Consider the following 14,005-nt stretch of genomic DNA (forward strand, 5'->3'; position numbering starts at 1 on the left):
GACTATACTAAGTTTCGGGCCAAAGCGGATAGCCGAAGCCGTGCAGCAGCTTGGCGGTTTCCGCCAGCGGGAGGCCCACGACATTCGAATAGGGCCCGCCCAGCCAGGTGACAAAGGCTTCGGCGCGGCCCTGGATGGCATAGCCGCCGGCCTTGCCCTGTCCCTCGCCGGTGGCGACATAGGCAGCGATCTCGGCATCGGTCAGGCGGCGGAACCGCACGATGGTTTCCACTAGCCGCACGGCGCGACGGCCATCGGGGTGGATCAGGCAGAGCCCGGTGGTGACCCGGTGGCGCCGGCCCGACAGCAGGGCCAGGCAGTCGCGCACCTCGTCGGGGGTTTCGGCCTTGGGCAGGATGCGGCGGCCCAGACCGACCACCGTATCGGCAGCCAGCACCAGGGCCTCGGGCCGCTGTTTTGCGACCAGGGCGGCCTTGGCCGCACTGAGGCGGCCGGCCAGCGCCCGGGGCAATTCGGCTTTTTGCGGGGTTTCGTCGAGATCGGCGGCCAGGATGGCCGCCGGTTCGATGCCGATCTGCCGCAGCAGATCGCGGCGACGCGGCGAAGCCGAGGCCAGGACGAGCGGGGCCATCGGCGGTGACTGCTTACTTGAAGCGGAAGGTGACGCGGCCCTTGGTCAGGTCGTAGGGGGTCATTTCGACCATGACCTTGTCTCCCGCCAGAACGCGGATGCGGTTCTTGCGCATCTTGCCCGAGGTATGTGCCAGCACTTCGTGGCCGTTATCCAGCTTGACCCGGAAATTCGCGTTGGGGAGCAACTCCTCAACCACGCCGGGGAATTCGAGCAATTCTTCCTTCGCCATTCCGCCTCTGTTTTACGGTCTTCCGCGCCGCAGCGGCGCGAGTCATGGCGCCGTCCGTGCGGCGCGGCGAGAACATGCGCGCCCGCCCATGGAAAATCAAGCAGGGGGATACCCGGGCCCGGGCAACCGCCGCCCGGGACCGGCAATCCGCCTTCATTTTGCTTCGTTCAGCTTCGTTTCTAGTTAAACGGGTTTAGTGAAAATACTTATACACTTAAAAGGTTATTCGACCTCGATGCGGATCGCCGACCAGACCCATTTGGCGTCGTCATGGCTTTTGAGCGCCGGATGCTTGTCGTTACGCGGATAGACCACCCAGGTGGGGCCGCGACCGCCCAGCCCCAGATATTTGCCATCGGCCCTGAGCGCCAGCAGCACATCGAAGGCCTGGGTCTCGGCGACCGGGATCTCGGCGCCGTAGCCGTCGATGGCATAGACGGTGATGCGGCTGCCGGTGGCGCCGACGGCCTTGAGCACATCGCGCAGCAGCGGACCCTGGAAGGCATAGGCCTTCGGCCAGGTGTCGTATTTCACCGTCAGCTTCTTCTGGCCGAGCTTTTCCAGCATGGCGATATCGAACTGCGCCGCCCGGTCGAAGCCGACATTGCCGAATTTGAAAAAGGCATCGTCGAACTCGTTGAGCGCGCCGCGGTTGGTATTGGCGATCTTGCCATGCACGGTGAGCACCACCGGCCCGGCCGGTTTCGCCAGTTCGGCGGCCTGGACAGAGAGCGCGAGGCAGAGGCCGCAGAGCGCGGCCAGCAGGGAACGCAGCATCGTTTTCCTCCCGAAGCAAAACGCTCCGTTCTGGTTACGCGCCGGCCTGTCGATCTGTCCAGGGATTTTAGGGTCGCGCCGGCGCGTGCATACGCCGTCAGGCGCGGATCAGTCCCGGCGCACCGGGAAGATCATGGTGGCCATGGTGCCCTCGCCCAGCGCGCTGGCGATGCTGATGCGGCCGCCATGCAGCGCCATCAGGCGGTGGCTGATGGTGAGGCCAAGGCCGGTGCCCTGCTGGCGCTGGTTCTTCGGGCCAGCCTGGTAGAAGGCCTCGCCCAGGCGCTGCAGATCGGCCGGCCCGATGCCGGGCCCGTCATCGCGCACGCTGATGCGGATGCTGTCGGCATCGGCGGCGCCGGTAACCACGATGCGGCCCTCGGCCGGCGTGAACTTGATGGCATTCGAGATCAGGTTGAGCAGCACCTGGCGGAAGGCGCTGCGATCGGCCTGCAACACCGGCAGACCATGCAGCGAGGCGTCCATCACCAGCGCCTGGTCCTTCTGGCGCGCCTGGCCGATCAGCAGCGAGATGATCGCATCGGCCTCATCCACCACGGTCAGCGCATCCAGCGTCAGCGTCATCTTGCCGGCTTCGATGCGGCTGAGATCGAGAATGCTGGTGATGACTTCCAGCAGATGCGAACCCGCCTGGCGGATCAGGCCGGCGTAATCCTTGTAATGGCTGTCGCCGAGCGGGCCGAAGGCTTCGGATTCCATCATCTCGGCAAAGCCGATCACCGCATTGAGCGGCGTGCGCAGCTCGTGGCTCATGAAGGCCAGGAACTCGCCCTTGGCGCGGGAGGCGAGCTGGGCTTCCTCATGGGCGGCGGCGGTCTGCGTCAGCGCGCGATGCAGCTCGAGCGCATCGATGACCAGGGCGGCGAAATCCTGCAGCTGGTGCTGCTGTGCGGCATCGAAATGACGCGGCGAGGAATCGAACACCGCCAGCGTGCCGATGCGATGGCCGTCGCGACTGACCAGCGGCGCAGCGGCATAGAAGCGCAGGCCGCCCTCGCCGGTGACGAAAGGATTGTCGGCGAAGCGCGGATCCTGCAACGCATCCTCGATGACGCAGACCTCGTCATCCAGGATCGCCCAGGCGCAGAGGCCATGCTCGCGCGGCACTTCGCGCACGCCGATGCCGATATGCGCCTTGAACCACAGCCGATCGGAATCCAGCAGCGTGACCATGGCGCCGCCGGTGGAAAAGACGCGCGCGGTCATCTGCACCAGACGATCGAAGCGCGGATCGTAGGGCGTATCCAGAATGGCAAAGCTGCGCAGGTCGGCCAGGCGCTCGGCTTCGTCGGGGGGCAGAGGTGCAGTCAGCACGCGGGAGGTCTCGTGAAACACGCCCTGTATTAAGGGCGATTGCGCCCTCGGAGCAAGCCCCGTTTCGTCACTGTGACGGCATGCAAGTGACCATGAATTATGCTTAATTTGCCATCAGCGCGATTGCTGCGGCGATTTGCCGCCCGACTTCTGCAACCCATGCTGACAAACCCTGCAACCGGAATGACCGGTGGCCGCCGCCAGAGTCTGGACCCGTCCGCCGGTTGGCCCTTATGACAGGACGGCACGACAGACGCTCAAGGGATGAAAGCCGCATGCTGCAGCTCGACCACATCACCGTCATCGCGCCCTCGCTGGCCGAGGGCGTGGCGCATGTGCGGGCCTGCCTCGATCTCGATGTGCCCTTCGGCCGGCGCCATGAGGATATGGATACCCACAATCACCTGCTGCGCCTGAATCGCGATAAACCGGGCGAGGCCGTCTATCTGGAGATCATCGCCGTCAATCCCGAAGCCCCGCGCCCGGCCCGGCCGCGCTGGTTCGGCCTCGACGACCAGAGGGCGGTGCGCGCGGCCTGGGACAGCGGCCTGCGTCTGCGCGGCTGGGTGACGCGCACCGATGACATCGATGGCGTGCTGTCGCAGCATGAAGCCATGCTGGGCAAGAAGGTGCGGATGATGTCCGGCGACATCGCCTTCCATTTCGCCATCCCCGAGGATGGCGCATTGCCATCGGGCGGCGTCGCACCATCGGTGATCGACCGCGGCAACCGCCCCCCTCCGGTGGCCCGGATGGCCGATCTTGGCGCCCGCCTGCAGTCTTTCATCATCGAGCATCCCGATCCCGCACAGGTCAGGGCGCTGTATGGAACGCTGGGCATCGATGCGCCGCCCGAAGTGAAACAGGGCGAGCGCCTGCGCTATCGCGCGCTGATCCGGACGCCGGGCGGCCTGAAGGAACTGACTTAGCCCAAAAAGCTCAACGGCGCCGGAGAATGGCCTCGCCATCGACGCTGACGCTGAGCGTCTGCTCGCCGGCGGCCGCCACCGGCGGCGCGGCATCCTGGCGCGTGGCCATGCCCATGGCTTTCATCATCACCGGGCGCTGCACCGTGCCGCCGTTGAGACCGACGCGGGCCCAGCCCTCGAAGCGCATGCCGAGCGCGGCGGCGGCCTTCTCGGCGCGGGCGGTGAGGCGCTGCAGCGCCTCGGCAAAGAGTTCGTCCTGCAGGGCGCGTTCCTGCGCCCGCGACACGGTGTAGCCGAGTTCCTGCAGCAGCAGGCCCTCATTCTGCAAGGCGCCGACGGCTTCGAGGAGCTTGGCATCGTCCTTCGCGGTCAGGATCAGGCTCTGCTGCGCGCGCCACAGCGGCGCCGGCGGCTTGGCGCCGGGCGGCAGGCTGGCCGGGCGCGGCTGCGCTTCCTGAAAGGTGTTGTAGCCGCCGGTCTCGGCATCGAGGCCGAGCGACCTGGCGCGCGCCAGCGCCTTGGCCATCGCCGCATTGACGCTGGCCTGGGCGGTGGCCGCCGATTCAGAACTGGCCTGCGCCATCAGCCGCGACCGCATGGTATCGGGCGTCACTTCGCGCTCGGCGCTTTCATTCAGGTTCACCACGGTGGCGTCGTCGGGCAGCGTACGCTGCACGGTCTGTGCCTTGGCATTGTCGCAGGCGGCAAGGCCGATCAGCAGGGCGGTGACGGCAAGTGCGGAAGCGAGGCGGCGGATCATGGCGGCGGACTCCGGTGGTTTCTGGTTGCGGCCAGCCTTAAGGCCCAACCGTGGCAGATTTGCGGCAAGGCCACATCAACGCGCGACGAACCGTTCGCGGATGCGCTTCTGCAGGGTGTCGCGCACCTCGCGATAGGCGGCCAGCCGCTGTTCGCGCGTGCCCTCGACGATGGTGGGATCGAAGGTGTTCCAGAACTCCACCTCGCAGGCCATGGTGCGGGTCATGTCGACGGCGGTGTGCTGGGCCTCAGGCGACAGCGAGATAATCAGGTCGAACGAGCTGTCTTCCAGGTCGTCGAAGCTTTTCGAGCGATGCTTGCTGATATCCAGGCCGATCTCGTCCATCACCTCGACGGCGAGTGGATCGACCTTGTCCTTGCGCACGCCGGCCGAGTCGACGAAGACCTGTTTGGGATACAGCGCCTTGAGGATGCCCTCGGCCATCGGGGATCGCACGCTGTTCATGGTGCAACAGAACAGCACGCTGCCGGGGAGCCGCTCGTTCATGCGGCCTACCGGATATGCAGGACGCAGATGAGGGTGAAAAGCCGGCGGGCGGTGTCGAAATCGCAGTCGATCTTGCCCTTGAGGCGTTCGCGCAGCAGTTCCGAGCCCTCGTTGTGGATGCCGCGCCGGGCCATGTCGATGGTTTCGATCTGCGCCGGCGAGGAGCGTTTGATCGCCTGGAAATAGCTGTCGCAGATTTCGAAATAGTCTTTGACGATGCGTCGGAACGGCGACAGCGCCAAGATGATCTTGCCGAACGGCGCCACGCCCTCGTCGCGGATATCGAAGACCAGGCGGTTATCTTCGATGGCCAGCACCAGATGGAACGGGCCCTGGTCGTTATGGCAGCCGACCGGGGAAAAGACGTTCTGTTCCAGCAGATCGAAAATGGCGACGCGCTGCTCATGCTCGATATCGGCGTTGCGGCGCACCACGCTGCGCTCGTCGAGATCGATCCCGATGAGTCGGTGATTGGCCGGCGGCGCCTTCTCGGTCATGCCCCGGCTAGCTCCTGTTCAACCGGATAGACACGGATAAAGCATGGCCCTGCAGGCCTTCGGCCTCAGCCAGCGTGACGGCGGCCGGGCCGATCCTGGCCAGCGAGGCCGCGTCGCATTGCACCAGCGTGGTGCGCTTCATGAAATCGAGGAGATTCAGCCCCGAGGCAAAACGCGCAGCACCCGCCGTGGGCAGCACATGGTTGGGGCCGGCGACATAATCGCCAACGGCTTCCGGCGTGTGGCGGCCGAGGAAGATCGCGCCGGCATGGCGGACCTTGGCGGCCAGGGCTTGCGGATCGTCGATGGCGAGTTCCAGATGCTCGGGCGCGATGGCATCGATGAGCGGCACGGCGTCGTTGAGATCCGCCACGGTAATCAGGGCGCCGAATTTCTCCCAGCTGGGCGTGGCGATCGCGCTGCGCGGCATGGTGGAGAGCTGCTGGCGCACGGCGGCATTGACCTGTTCGGCAAAGCCGGCATCGTCGGTGATCAGCACCGACTGCGCCACCTCGTCATGCTCAGCCTGGCTGAGCAGATCGGCGGCGATCCAGGCCGGATCGTTCCTGTTATCCGCGACGACGAGGATTTCCGAAGGACCGGCCGGATTGTCGATCCCGACCTGGCCGAAGACCATGCGTTTCGCCGTGACCACGAAGCTGTTGCCCGGGCCGGTGATCTTGTCGACCGCTGCGATGCTTTCGGTGCCATAGGCCAGAGCCGCCACCGCCTGGGCGCCGCCGGTGCGATAGGCCTCGGTGACGCCGGCAAGCTTCAGCGCCGCCATCACCAGCGGGTTCAGTTCGCCGCCCGGTGTCGGCACAACGACGACGACGCGGCGCACGCCGGCCACCACGGCCGGGATGGCGTTCATCAGAACCGAAGAGGGATAGGCCGCCTTGCCGCCCGGCACATACAGGCCGACCGCGTCCAGCGCGGTCCAGCGATGGCCGAGCTTCACGCCCTGGGCGTCAGTATAGAAATCGTCGGACGGCTTCTGGCGCGCATGGAACAGGCGGATGCGCTCGGCGGCGGTTTCGAGCGCCGCCATCGTCGCCTTGTCCACCTGGGCGGCTGCGGTATCGATCTCGGCCTGGGAAATACGCAGGCCGAGTTTCGCGGAATCGACCTTATCGAATTTCAGGTTCAGTTCATGCAGCACCGCATCGCCGCGCTTGCGCACATCGGCGATGATCTGCGCCACCTGCGCCGAGACATCGCCTTCGGCATCGCGTTTGGCCTTCACCATCGCCTGGAAGCGGGCGGTGAAATCCTTGTCGGATGCATTGAGCGAAACGGGCATCAGACGGCGACTTTCTTGGTCTTCTGTGCGGCGGCATTCACGGCGGCGGTGAATTTCTCCAGCCAGCCGCCGACCTGGATCGGCCGCGTCTTCAGCGCCGCGCGGTTGACCACCAGCCGCGAGGTGACCTGGGCGATCACTTCGACCTCGACGAGCCCGTTGGCCTTCAAGGTCGCGCCGGTGGACACCAGGTCAACGATGCGGCGGCACAGGCCCAACGTCGGCGCCAGTTCCATGGCGCCGTTCAGCTTGATGCATTCGGCCTGCACGCCGCGGGCGGCGAAATACTTCTGCGTCACATGCGGGTATTTGGTGGCGACGCGGACATGGCTCCAGCGCTTGGGATCATCGGACGCCGACAGCTCGACCGGCTCGGCCACCGAGAGACGGCAATGGCCGATATCGAGATCGAGCGGCGCGTAGATTTCCGGGAAATCGAATTCCATCAGCACGTCATTGCCGGCGACGCCGAGCTGGGCCGCGCCGAAGGCCACGAAGGTGGCGACATCGAAACTGCGCACGCGGATCAGTTCGATATCGGGCTGGCTGGTGGCAAAGCGCAGCTTGCGGCTGTTCTCGTCGGAGAATTCCGGCTCGGGCTCGATGCCGGCCGCTTTCAGCAGCGGCAGCACTTCCTTGAGGATGCGGCCCTTGGGCAGCGCCATCACCAGTTTCGCGTTATCAATAGCGGGACTCATGACAGATCCTTGTGTTGCGGGGCGCGCCGCACCGGCCAGGGCTGGCCGATATCCTGCATCTGCGCGTCCACGCATTCGACATCCAGCCGCACCGCGCCGCCGCCGGCAAAAACCAGCGTCAGCGTCGCCGTGCCCTCCGCACCGCCATCGGCCAGAATGGAGAGCAGTTCCAGCGCCGCCTTGGCGTCGCTGCGGTCGATGCCGGTCGACTGCACATTCAACACGCCGTCGAAATGCAGGCCGGCCTGCACGCGCGCATGGGGCGTGGCGCGGATCAGCGGACGCCGCGCATCGGCGAGCCGCTCATCTTCCCAGCGGAAACGGTTCAGCACCAGCACGAACCGCCGCTGCCTGGGCTGCCAGACCATGTCGCCGATCCGCAGCGTCGCATCCTGCAGGCAGGCCGCCAGCACCGTGATGTCCTCGACATCCTCGGCGCGCAGACGCAACGGCTGGAAGCGGCGGTCGGCCATGCTTCAGTCCTTCAGCCTTTCGATCACGGCGCCGCAGGCGGCGAGCTTTTCTTCCAGCCGTTCGTAGCCGCGGTCCAGATGATAGACGCGGTTGACGATGGTTTCGCCTTCGGCCGCCAGACCGGCCAGCACCAGCGACACGGATGCACGCAGATCGGTGGCCATCACCGGCGCGCCGGTCAGCTTGGGCACGCCGCGCACCAGCGCCGACGAGCCATGCACGGTGATATTGGCGCCCATGCGCGCCAGTTCCGGCACATGCATGAAGCGGTTCTCGAAGATCGTCTCGGTAATCATGGCGGCGCCTTCAGCGACCGACATGATCGACATCACCTGGGCCTGCATGTCGGTCGGGAAACCGGGATAGGGCTGGGTCTGGAAATCCACACCCTTCAGACGCGAACCGTTGCGCGCGATCGACAGGCCGCGCGTGGTTTCCTCGATGACGCAGCCGGCCTCGCGCAGCTTCTCGGCCACCGCATCGATCAGGTCCATGCGCGCGCCGGTCAGCTCGACCTTGCCGCCGCAGATCGCCACTGCGGCGAGATACGTGCCAATTTCAATACGGTCGGGCACGATCTTGTGGGTGCCGCCATGCAGCGCGGTCTTGCCATGGATGGTGAGATGCTCGGTGCCGATGCCATCGATCATCGCGCCCATCGCCACCAGACAATAGGCGAGATCGCTGATCTCGGGCTCGCGCGCGGCATTCTCAAGCACGGTGGTGCCCTCGGCCAGCGTCGCCGCCATCAGCAGATTCTCGGTGGCGCCGACGCTCACCTGCGGGAAGCGCACGGTGCCGCCCTTCAGGCCCTTCTTGGCCGTCGCCTTGATATAGCCGTTCTCGACATTGATCTCGGCGCCCAGCGCCTTCAGACCCATGATGTGCAGATCGACCGGGCGCGTGCCGATGGCGCAGCCGCCGGGCAGCGACACTTCGGCTTCACCGAAACGCGCGAGCAAAGGCCCGAGCACGAGGACGCTGGCGCGCATCTTGCGCACCAGATCGTAGGGCGCGAGCGTGGACGTGATCTTGCCGGCATTCAGATGAATGGTGCGGCCCTCGGGCGTGCCGTTGCCGCCATCCATCGAGACATCGACGCCATGCTGCTGCAGCAGATGCGCCATGGTGGCGATATCGGCCAGATGCGGCACATTGGCCAGCGACAGCGTATCCGCGGTCAGCAGGCTGGCCGCCATCAGCGGCAGGGCCGCATTCTTGGCACCGCCGATCGCGATGCTGCCGTCCAGCGGCTTGCCGCCGCGCAATCGAATTCGATCCATAACGCATTGATTCCAAAAGACTACCGGGAAAAATGGCCGGCAGGCATGAGATAGGGTCCCGATTGTCTAACGCAATGTGCAGTAAATCGCCAGTGTGGCGGATTTAAGGGGCGTCAGGCGGGCGGATCGCGACCCGATGGCGATCACAGTCCGGGCGGATGGCGCTTGCGGCCGGCCTGGGCGTCGGGACACTGCGACAGGCAGGGCAGCGGCGGGGACTTTCGATCATGACGGACCGGATGGCGATGGGAATTCTGAGCGGGACGCCGCTCTGGGTCTGGGGCCTGCTGGCCCTGCTGGTCTGGCTCGGCAGCCAGGGGCTGAAAAACCGGCTGGTCGGGCTGAACCGCATGGCGGTGATACCCTTGGTCTTCCTGGTCTGGGGCCTGAGCGGCCTGCTGGGAAAGCCCTTCCCGGCCACCAGCCTTGCGGTCCTGTGGCTGGGCGGCTTCGCGGCCGGACTGCTGCTCGGGCTGGCGACGGGGCCGCGCGTCACGGCAGCCGATCACGCCACCGGCCGGCTGCAGTTGCCGGGCAGCATCTGGCCGCTGGCGCGCAACCTCATCGTCTTCTTTTCGCATTATGCGCTGCAGGTGGCCGCCGCCATCCTGGGCGCATGGGCCGCCGCATTGCTGCAGGCCGACATTGCCGTGTCCGGCGCCAGCGCGGGCTATTTCATCGGATGGTGGATCGCCCTGCGCCGCCGCTATATCGCGGCGCCGGCCTTGAGCGCGGTTACAGTTTCGGCAGCGTGACGCCGCGCTGGCCCATGTATTTGCCGGCGCGATCCGCATAGCTCACCTCGCAGGGCTGGTCGCCCTGCAGGAAGAGGAACTGGCAGGCGCCCTCGTTCGCATAAATCTTGGCGGGCAGCGGCGTGGTGTTGGAAAATTCCAGCGTCACATGGCCTTCCCATTCGGGTTCCAGCGGCGTGACATTCACGATGATGCCGCAGCGGGCATAGGTGCTTTTCCCCAAGCAGATCACCAGCACGTCGCGCGGGATGCGGAAATATTCCACCGTGCGCGCCAGCGCGAAGGAATTCGGCGGGATGATGCAGACATCGGTGTCGCGGTCGACGAAGGACTCCGGCGAGAACTGCTTGGGATCGACGACGGCGCTGTTCACGTTGGTGAAGATCTTGAACTCGCGCGCCACGCGGGCGTCGTAGCCATAGGAGGACAGGCCGTAGGAAATCGTGCCTTCGCGCTTCTGCGCCTCGACGAAGGGCTCGATCATGCCTTTGGCCTTCGCCTGTTCGCGAATCCAGATATCGGACATGACGCTCATTGGATGGCCCCTTCGGAAATGCCTGCTGTCGGGCTTAACTAGACGGGTCTTCGCGGTCAAGACCCGGTGCCGGCTCGGACGCCGCCTCGTCGCGGCCGCGGCCCTGCTGCTTGCGACGACCCAGATTGGCACGCAGCTCGCGCTCCAGCCGGATCTTGCGCAGGGCACGTTCGGCGCGGCGGCCGGCCGAACGATCCCGCAGCGGCGACGGCACCGGCAGCACGGTGGTTTTTGCCGCAGGCCCGGTGTCCGGTGCCGTCTGCAGCAGGCGGCGCGCCATGGCATCCAGCTCGGCCGGCAGACTCTGGCTCTCACCGCCCGGCACCGTCGCCAGCGCGGCATTGCGATAGCGCGGATCGGCCGTCACCTCCTCGCCCAGCCATGGCGGCAAGTCGAGCGGATGATCGGCACCTGGCAGCTCAATCTCGGCGAGCCACAGGCCTTCATGACGGCCCTCAAAACGGTCGATCTCCCAGGCCAGGCCGGGTTCGCCTTCCACCGCGAGACGATAGCGCGTCTTGCCGATGCGCTGGTCCGGCGGCAAAGCCGCCAGCAGGCGGGCGGCGAGATCGACCGGAACCGGGCTTTCGATCTCCCAGCGCGTGGCGGCGGCATCCCGGCTTTTCAGGGTCAGCCAGGCCTTGCCCGGCGCGAGGCGCAGGCGCACCGACCAGCCGTCGATATCGCGGAAATAGCCCTGCAGGAGCGGCGTGCCGGTCAGTCCGGCGACCAGGGCAGGCCCGCGGTCGGGCTGGCGCAGCAGGAATTTGCGCTCGATCTCGGTTCCCATCGTGGGGGCATCTGCGCCGATCATGGGTGACTCCGGGCCTGGGGGCCCCAGCGATAGCCAACCGGCCCTGCCGCCGTCAAGCGCGGCCGCATAAGCCCGTTGGGGGGAATGGAAAAACCCGCGATTTCCGGCCTTTGCAAAAGCCCGCATGTCCGGCTTGCGCCCGCCCGCAGGCTGTGGCAGTTTCCGCGCCCGACGCCGGCCGGGTCCGCAAGGGCCCAAGCGCCGGCTTGTTGTTTTCGGCCCGCCGGATTCCGGGCTGCTGTAGCTCAGTGGTAGAGCACCTCATTGGTAATGAGGAGGTCGACAGTTCAATCCTGTCCAGCAGCACCATCCCCAGCCGCCATGACGGCCCGGGACAGCGCCTGACACCCATCCCCGGCTGCATGTTGTCCTGCCATTTTCGCGTCATTCTGTCCTAAACTGACGCCATGGCTGTCGCTCCGCCGCTTTTCGCCGACGATCCGCTGCTGGATGAAGTAGCGTCCTACTGGACCCGGCAGCGCCGCGGCCGGCTGATGCCCGACCGGGCTGATATCGATCCGCTGCATCTCTCGCCCGCCGTCTGGCCCAACCTGCTGCTGTCGGAGCCGGTGTCTGACAGCACGGCCTGGCGCTATCGCCTCGTCGGTTCGGCCCATGTCGAGCGCTACACCTTCGACTTCACCGGCAAGACCACGGCCGAAGTGATGCAGGGCAGCTATCGCGACTACATGGAGCGGATTTACAACACGACGCTGCGCGATGCGGCGCCGGTTTATTCCGAGAGCGTGTTCCGCTGGGATGCGCAGGGCTTTGCCATGACGCGCCGGCTGATGCTGCCGCTCAGCCTCGGCACCGAAGATGCGGCGGCGATGGTGTTCAGCGTGCAGGTCTGGCCCAGCGCCATGCCGATCCAGCCGCGCTCAATCACGGAACTCAGCCGCAGTGGCGGATTCAAGGACGGATTTTTCCTGGCGCTGCAGCGTGACAGCTTCACGCCGCTGCGCGACGCCGAGTAACAGGCCGCCCCGTTACGCCGCGATCAAGGGCTCGGCGTCGGATTGCTGAGCTGGTAGCGACTCAGCAGGCGCAACGGCACCGTGCCACTGTTCGTCACGGTCACATAACTGGGACCGCGCGTGTTGCGGCCGTAGCGATCGTACAGCTCGACCTGGCCATTGGCCGGTACCGCAACGGCGGTGCCGGCAATCTCAAGCCGGCCGGCATTGCCGTCGCGGTTGCTGACGACAATCGAGGTGTAGCTGTCGCGGCTGCCAACATCGATCTGGGCGGTGACGCCAGGCGCAACGTCGATGCTGCCGGCGAAGGCGGAAGATGCGGCGATCATCAAGGCGGACGCGACGATCATGGTGCGGATAGAGGACTGCATGGGGAGGCTCCTTGCCGCCGGACATTTTTCTGCACTGCAACGCGATTGGCGGCGCCTGGTCGAAAATGGTGCTGTTCCGCCGTATGCCAAGCTGGCGTCTTCGGGAATACGCCACTTTGCAGCGATCATCACACCGCTCAATACAAGCGCCCTTAGTAATTATCCTTTGATCATAATCCGTTAGGCATTCTTTCTAATATATCTTAACCTTAATGCATCGCTGATGGTGCATATCGGCGGCGGGGGAGAAGACAAATGGGCCAGCGATATCCGTTCGTGAATTACCAGATCGACGGCAAGGTTGTGACCCTGATCATGGTGTCGGAAGCGGGCGTCTCGACCCCGGAAGTCGCGCAGAAATCCATGTCGGCTTTCAAGGCGCGGCTGAAAAAAGACGACATCGTGCTGGTCGCCAAGGGCGTGAGCCTCGCCCCCACCTATATCGGCGCCAAGCCCTATATCGAGAAGCTGAAAGACATCCCGCTGCACAGCATTCCCTGGGGCCAGGTGGAGATGTGACGCCCGGGCTCCGGCCCGTGCATCATCGCTACTGCAAGGGGCCGTCGGGCGACAGCTCATAGGCGTCGAGCTCATAACTTTCGACATCGGTGACCGTGATTTCGTGCTCTTCGACGGCACTGGCGTGGCGCAGCTTCAGCGCATCATCCACCTTGATACAACCCAGCAAATGATCGATCCGCTCGCCGTTGCCCGACAGCGGCAGCAGCAGCCGGGCGTAGCGGATATAGGGCCGTCCGGTCAGATGCAGGGTGTTCTTGCGATACTGCACCTTGCGCCCGAAGGTGGCGGCGCAGAAGGCTTCATCGAAAAATTCGCGCAGCGGCGAGCGTAGCGCCTCGTCGAGCCAGCGGCCATGCAGCTTGGCCTGCACCAGCTGCTCGACATCGGCGCCAGCCAGGCGATAGCGGAAACGCTCTTCGTCATGATCGACCTCGATGACGAAAATCATCGGTAGCAGGCTGCGGATCTCGGCGGGGTCGATGGCCTGGCGCGGCGGCGGAAAACGCCCCGTTTTCTTGGCCAGCCAGTAGAAATACAGCCGACGCAGATCCTCATCCTCGATTTTGTCGGCAAAACGCATGGGGTCTCCAACCACAACGGATACAGCACCTTAATCTCTCACCCGGGGGCTGCAAGGCCAGTTA

General features: G+C 65.4%; 19 protein-coding genes and 1 tRNA gene. 5 read left to right on the forward strand and 15 right to left on the reverse strand.

What is annotated here, in order from left to right; translation table 11 throughout:
- Positions 1-7 precede the first annotated feature (7 nt).
- From AC1ROB_RS01675 to AC1ROB_RS01690, 4 genes are all read right to left on the reverse strand, one after another.
- Positions 8-592, reverse strand: a complete 585-nt coding sequence (locus AC1ROB_RS01675) for a Maf family protein (protein ID WP_492972494.1) — start codon at positions 590-592, stop codon at positions 8-10.
- A gap of 13 nt (positions 593-605) precedes the next feature.
- The gene (gene infA / locus AC1ROB_RS01680) at positions 606-824 is read right to left on the reverse strand and encodes a translation initiation factor IF-1 (RefSeq protein ID WP_492972493.1); all 219 of its coding nucleotides are present in this window, start codon (positions 822-824) and stop codon (positions 606-608) included.
- Between the two features lie 222 nt (positions 825-1,046).
- Complete coding sequence (locus AC1ROB_RS01685; RefSeq protein WP_492972492.1) at positions 1,047-1,601, reverse strand: putative pterin-binding protein; 555 nt, start codon at positions 1,599-1,601, stop codon at positions 1,047-1,049.
- 108 nt (positions 1,602-1,709) lie between these two features.
- Complete coding sequence (locus tag AC1ROB_RS01690; RefSeq protein ID WP_492972491.1) at positions 1,710-2,936, reverse strand: GAF domain-containing sensor histidine kinase; 1,227 nt, start codon at positions 2,934-2,936, stop codon at positions 1,710-1,712.
- A gap of 275 nt (positions 2,937-3,211) precedes the next feature.
- Here AC1ROB_RS01690 and AC1ROB_RS01695 point away from each other — a divergent pair, with 275 nt between their 5' ends.
- Entirely contained in the window at positions 3,212-3,865 is a 654-nt protein-coding gene (locus AC1ROB_RS01695) for a VOC family protein (RefSeq protein WP_492972490.1), read from the forward strand.
- Positions 3,866-3,875: 10 nt separating this feature from the next.
- On the opposite strand, the gene AC1ROB_RS01700 is transcribed toward AC1ROB_RS01695, so the two are convergent.
- The 7 genes from AC1ROB_RS01700 to murA all read right to left on the reverse strand — a co-directional run bounded on the left by AC1ROB_RS01700 (position 3,876) and on the right by murA (position 9,387).
- Positions 3,876-4,625 (reverse strand): SIMPL domain-containing protein, encoded by a 750-nt coding sequence (locus AC1ROB_RS01700; RefSeq protein WP_492972489.1) that lies wholly within the window; start codon positions 4,623-4,625, stop codon positions 3,876-3,878.
- 75 nt (positions 4,626-4,700) lie between these two features.
- The gene (locus AC1ROB_RS01705) at positions 4,701-5,132 is read right to left on the reverse strand and encodes an arsenate reductase ArsC (RefSeq protein ID WP_492972488.1); all 432 of its coding nucleotides are present in this window, start codon (positions 5,130-5,132) and stop codon (positions 4,701-4,703) included.
- Between the two features lie 5 nt (positions 5,133-5,137).
- Complete coding sequence (locus tag AC1ROB_RS01710) at positions 5,138-5,629, reverse strand: UPF0262 family protein (protein ID WP_492972487.1); 492 nt, start codon at positions 5,627-5,629, stop codon at positions 5,138-5,140.
- A 7-nt stretch (positions 5,630-5,636) separates the two neighbouring features.
- Complete coding sequence (gene hisD, locus AC1ROB_RS01715; RefSeq protein ID WP_492972486.1) at positions 5,637-6,932, reverse strand: histidinol dehydrogenase; 1,296 nt, start codon at positions 6,930-6,932, stop codon at positions 5,637-5,639.
- Complete coding sequence (gene hisG, locus AC1ROB_RS01720) at positions 6,932-7,630, reverse strand: ATP phosphoribosyltransferase (protein WP_492972485.1); 699 nt, start codon at positions 7,628-7,630, stop codon at positions 6,932-6,934. The genes hisD and hisG overlap by 1 nt, the downstream gene beginning before the upstream one ends.
- Positions 7,627-8,103 carry a DUF2948 family protein gene (locus AC1ROB_RS01725; RefSeq protein ID WP_492972484.1) on the reverse strand — a complete coding sequence of 159 codons (477 nt, stop codon included), beginning with the start codon at positions 8,101-8,103 and terminating at the stop codon, positions 7,627-7,629. The genes hisG and AC1ROB_RS01725 overlap by 4 nt, the downstream gene beginning before the upstream one ends.
- 3 nt (positions 8,104-8,106) lie before the next feature.
- Complete coding sequence (murA, locus tag AC1ROB_RS01730) at positions 8,107-9,387, reverse strand: UDP-N-acetylglucosamine 1-carboxyvinyltransferase (protein ID WP_492972483.1); 1,281 nt, start codon at positions 9,385-9,387, stop codon at positions 8,107-8,109.
- 227 nt (positions 9,388-9,614) lie between these two features.
- Between murA and AC1ROB_RS01735 the strand changes: the two genes are divergently transcribed.
- Complete coding sequence (locus tag AC1ROB_RS01735) at positions 9,615-10,142, forward strand: DUF6622 family protein (protein ID WP_492972482.1); 528 nt, start codon at positions 9,615-9,617, stop codon at positions 10,140-10,142.
- On the opposite strand, the gene dcd is transcribed toward AC1ROB_RS01735, so the two are convergent.
- A complete protein-coding gene (gene dcd / locus AC1ROB_RS01740) occupies positions 10,123-10,677 on the reverse strand; it encodes a dCTP deaminase (RefSeq protein ID WP_492972481.1) in 555 nt (184 codons plus the stop codon). The two genes, AC1ROB_RS01735 and dcd, sit on opposite strands and share 20 nt — an antisense overlap.
- Before the next feature lie 34 nt (positions 10,678-10,711).
- The gene (locus AC1ROB_RS01745; protein ID WP_492972480.1) at positions 10,712-11,491 is read right to left on the reverse strand and encodes a CYTH domain-containing protein; all 780 of its coding nucleotides are present in this window, start codon (positions 11,489-11,491) and stop codon (positions 10,712-10,714) included.
- 234 nt (positions 11,492-11,725) lie between these two features.
- Between AC1ROB_RS01745 and AC1ROB_RS01750 the strand changes: the two genes are divergently transcribed.
- Together AC1ROB_RS01750 and AC1ROB_RS01755 are read left to right on the forward strand one after the other, a co-directional pair.
- Positions 11,726-11,800 (forward strand) — tRNA-Thr (locus AC1ROB_RS01750).
- Positions 11,801-11,898: 98 nt separating this feature from the next.
- Positions 11,899-12,468: a PAS domain-containing protein gene (locus tag AC1ROB_RS01755; RefSeq protein WP_492972479.1), complete on the forward strand. Its 570-nt coding sequence runs from the start codon at positions 11,899-11,901 to the stop codon at positions 12,466-12,468.
- A 23-nt stretch (positions 12,469-12,491) separates the two neighbouring features.
- On the opposite strand, the gene AC1ROB_RS01760 is transcribed toward AC1ROB_RS01755, so the two are convergent.
- On the reverse strand, positions 12,492-12,839 hold the full coding sequence (locus tag AC1ROB_RS01760) for a hypothetical protein (RefSeq protein ID WP_492972478.1): 348 nt from the start codon (positions 12,837-12,839) through the stop codon (positions 12,492-12,494).
- Positions 12,840-13,094: 255 nt separating this feature from the next.
- Between AC1ROB_RS01760 and AC1ROB_RS01765 the strand changes: the two genes are divergently transcribed.
- Positions 13,095-13,358 (forward strand): hypothetical protein, encoded by a 264-nt coding sequence (locus tag AC1ROB_RS01765; RefSeq protein WP_492972477.1) that lies wholly within the window; start codon positions 13,095-13,097, stop codon positions 13,356-13,358.
- 28 nt (positions 13,359-13,386) lie between these two features.
- Here AC1ROB_RS01765 and AC1ROB_RS01770 read toward each other — a convergent pair whose 3' ends face one another.
- Positions 13,387-13,941, reverse strand: coding sequence for a PAS domain-containing protein (locus AC1ROB_RS01770; protein ID WP_492972476.1), 555 nt, complete (start codon positions 13,939-13,941; stop codon positions 13,387-13,389).
- Between the last annotated feature and the right edge of the window lie 64 nt (positions 13,942-14,005).

The sequence above is a fragment of the Ferrovibrio sp. GW821-FHT12F09 genome (genome assembly GCF_058806775.1).

What these genes read in the sequence shown, in the direction of transcription:
- AC1ROB_RS01700 (WP_492972489.1), bottom strand. Translation starts at nt 4,625, where the DNA reads ATGATCCGCCGCCTCGCTTCCGCACTTGCCGTCACCGCCCTGCTGATC.
- infA (WP_492972493.1), bottom strand. Translation starts at nt 824, where the DNA reads ATGGCGAAGGAAGAATTGCTCGAATTCCCCGGCGTGGTTGAGGAGTTG.
- AC1ROB_RS01755 (WP_492972479.1), top strand. Translation starts at nt 11,899, where the DNA reads ATGGCTGTCGCTCCGCCGCTTTTCGCCGACGATCCGCTGCTGGATGAA.
- AC1ROB_RS01765 (WP_492972477.1), top strand. Translation starts at nt 13,095, where the DNA reads ATGGGCCAGCGATATCCGTTCGTGAATTACCAGATCGACGGCAAGGTT.
- murA (WP_492972483.1), bottom strand. Translation starts at nt 9,387, where the DNA reads ATGGATCGAATTCGATTGCGCGGCGGCAAGCCGCTGGACGGCAGCATC.
- AC1ROB_RS01725 (WP_492972484.1), bottom strand. Translation starts at nt 8,103, where the DNA reads ATGGCCGACCGCCGCTTCCAGCCGTTGCGTCTGCGCGCCGAGGATGTC.
- AC1ROB_RS01735 (WP_492972482.1), top strand. Translation starts at nt 9,615, where the DNA reads ATGACGGACCGGATGGCGATGGGAATTCTGAGCGGGACGCCGCTCTGG.
- AC1ROB_RS01695 (WP_492972490.1), top strand. Translation starts at nt 3,212, where the DNA reads ATGCTGCAGCTCGACCACATCACCGTCATCGCGCCCTCGCTGGCCGAG.
- hisG (WP_492972485.1), bottom strand. Translation starts at nt 7,630, where the DNA reads ATGAGTCCCGCTATTGATAACGCGAAACTGGTGATGGCGCTGCCCAAG.
- AC1ROB_RS01685 (WP_492972492.1), bottom strand. Translation starts at nt 1,601, where the DNA reads ATGCTGCGTTCCCTGCTGGCCGCGCTCTGCGGCCTCTGCCTCGCGCTC.
- AC1ROB_RS01710 (WP_492972487.1), bottom strand. Translation starts at nt 5,629, where the DNA reads ATGACCGAGAAGGCGCCGCCGGCCAATCACCGACTCATCGGGATCGAT.
- hisD (WP_492972486.1), bottom strand. Translation starts at nt 6,932, where the DNA reads ATGCCCGTTTCGCTCAATGCATCCGACAAGGATTTCACCGCCCGCTTC.
- dcd (WP_492972481.1), bottom strand. Translation starts at nt 10,677, where the DNA reads ATGAGCGTCATGTCCGATATCTGGATTCGCGAACAGGCGAAGGCCAAA.
- AC1ROB_RS01705 (WP_492972488.1), bottom strand. Translation starts at nt 5,132, where the DNA reads ATGAACGAGCGGCTCCCCGGCAGCGTGCTGTTCTGTTGCACCATGAAC.
- AC1ROB_RS01760 (WP_492972478.1), bottom strand. Translation starts at nt 12,839, where the DNA reads ATGCAGTCCTCTATCCGCACCATGATCGTCGCGTCCGCCTTGATGATC.
- AC1ROB_RS01675 (WP_492972494.1), bottom strand. Translation starts at nt 592, where the DNA reads ATGGCCCCGCTCGTCCTGGCCTCGGCTTCGCCGCGTCGCCGCGATCTG.
- AC1ROB_RS01770 (WP_492972476.1), bottom strand. Translation starts at nt 13,941, where the DNA reads ATGCGTTTTGCCGACAAAATCGAGGATGAGGATCTGCGTCGGCTGTAT.
- AC1ROB_RS01745 (WP_492972480.1), bottom strand. Translation starts at nt 11,491, where the DNA reads ATGATCGGCGCAGATGCCCCCACGATGGGAACCGAGATCGAGCGCAAA.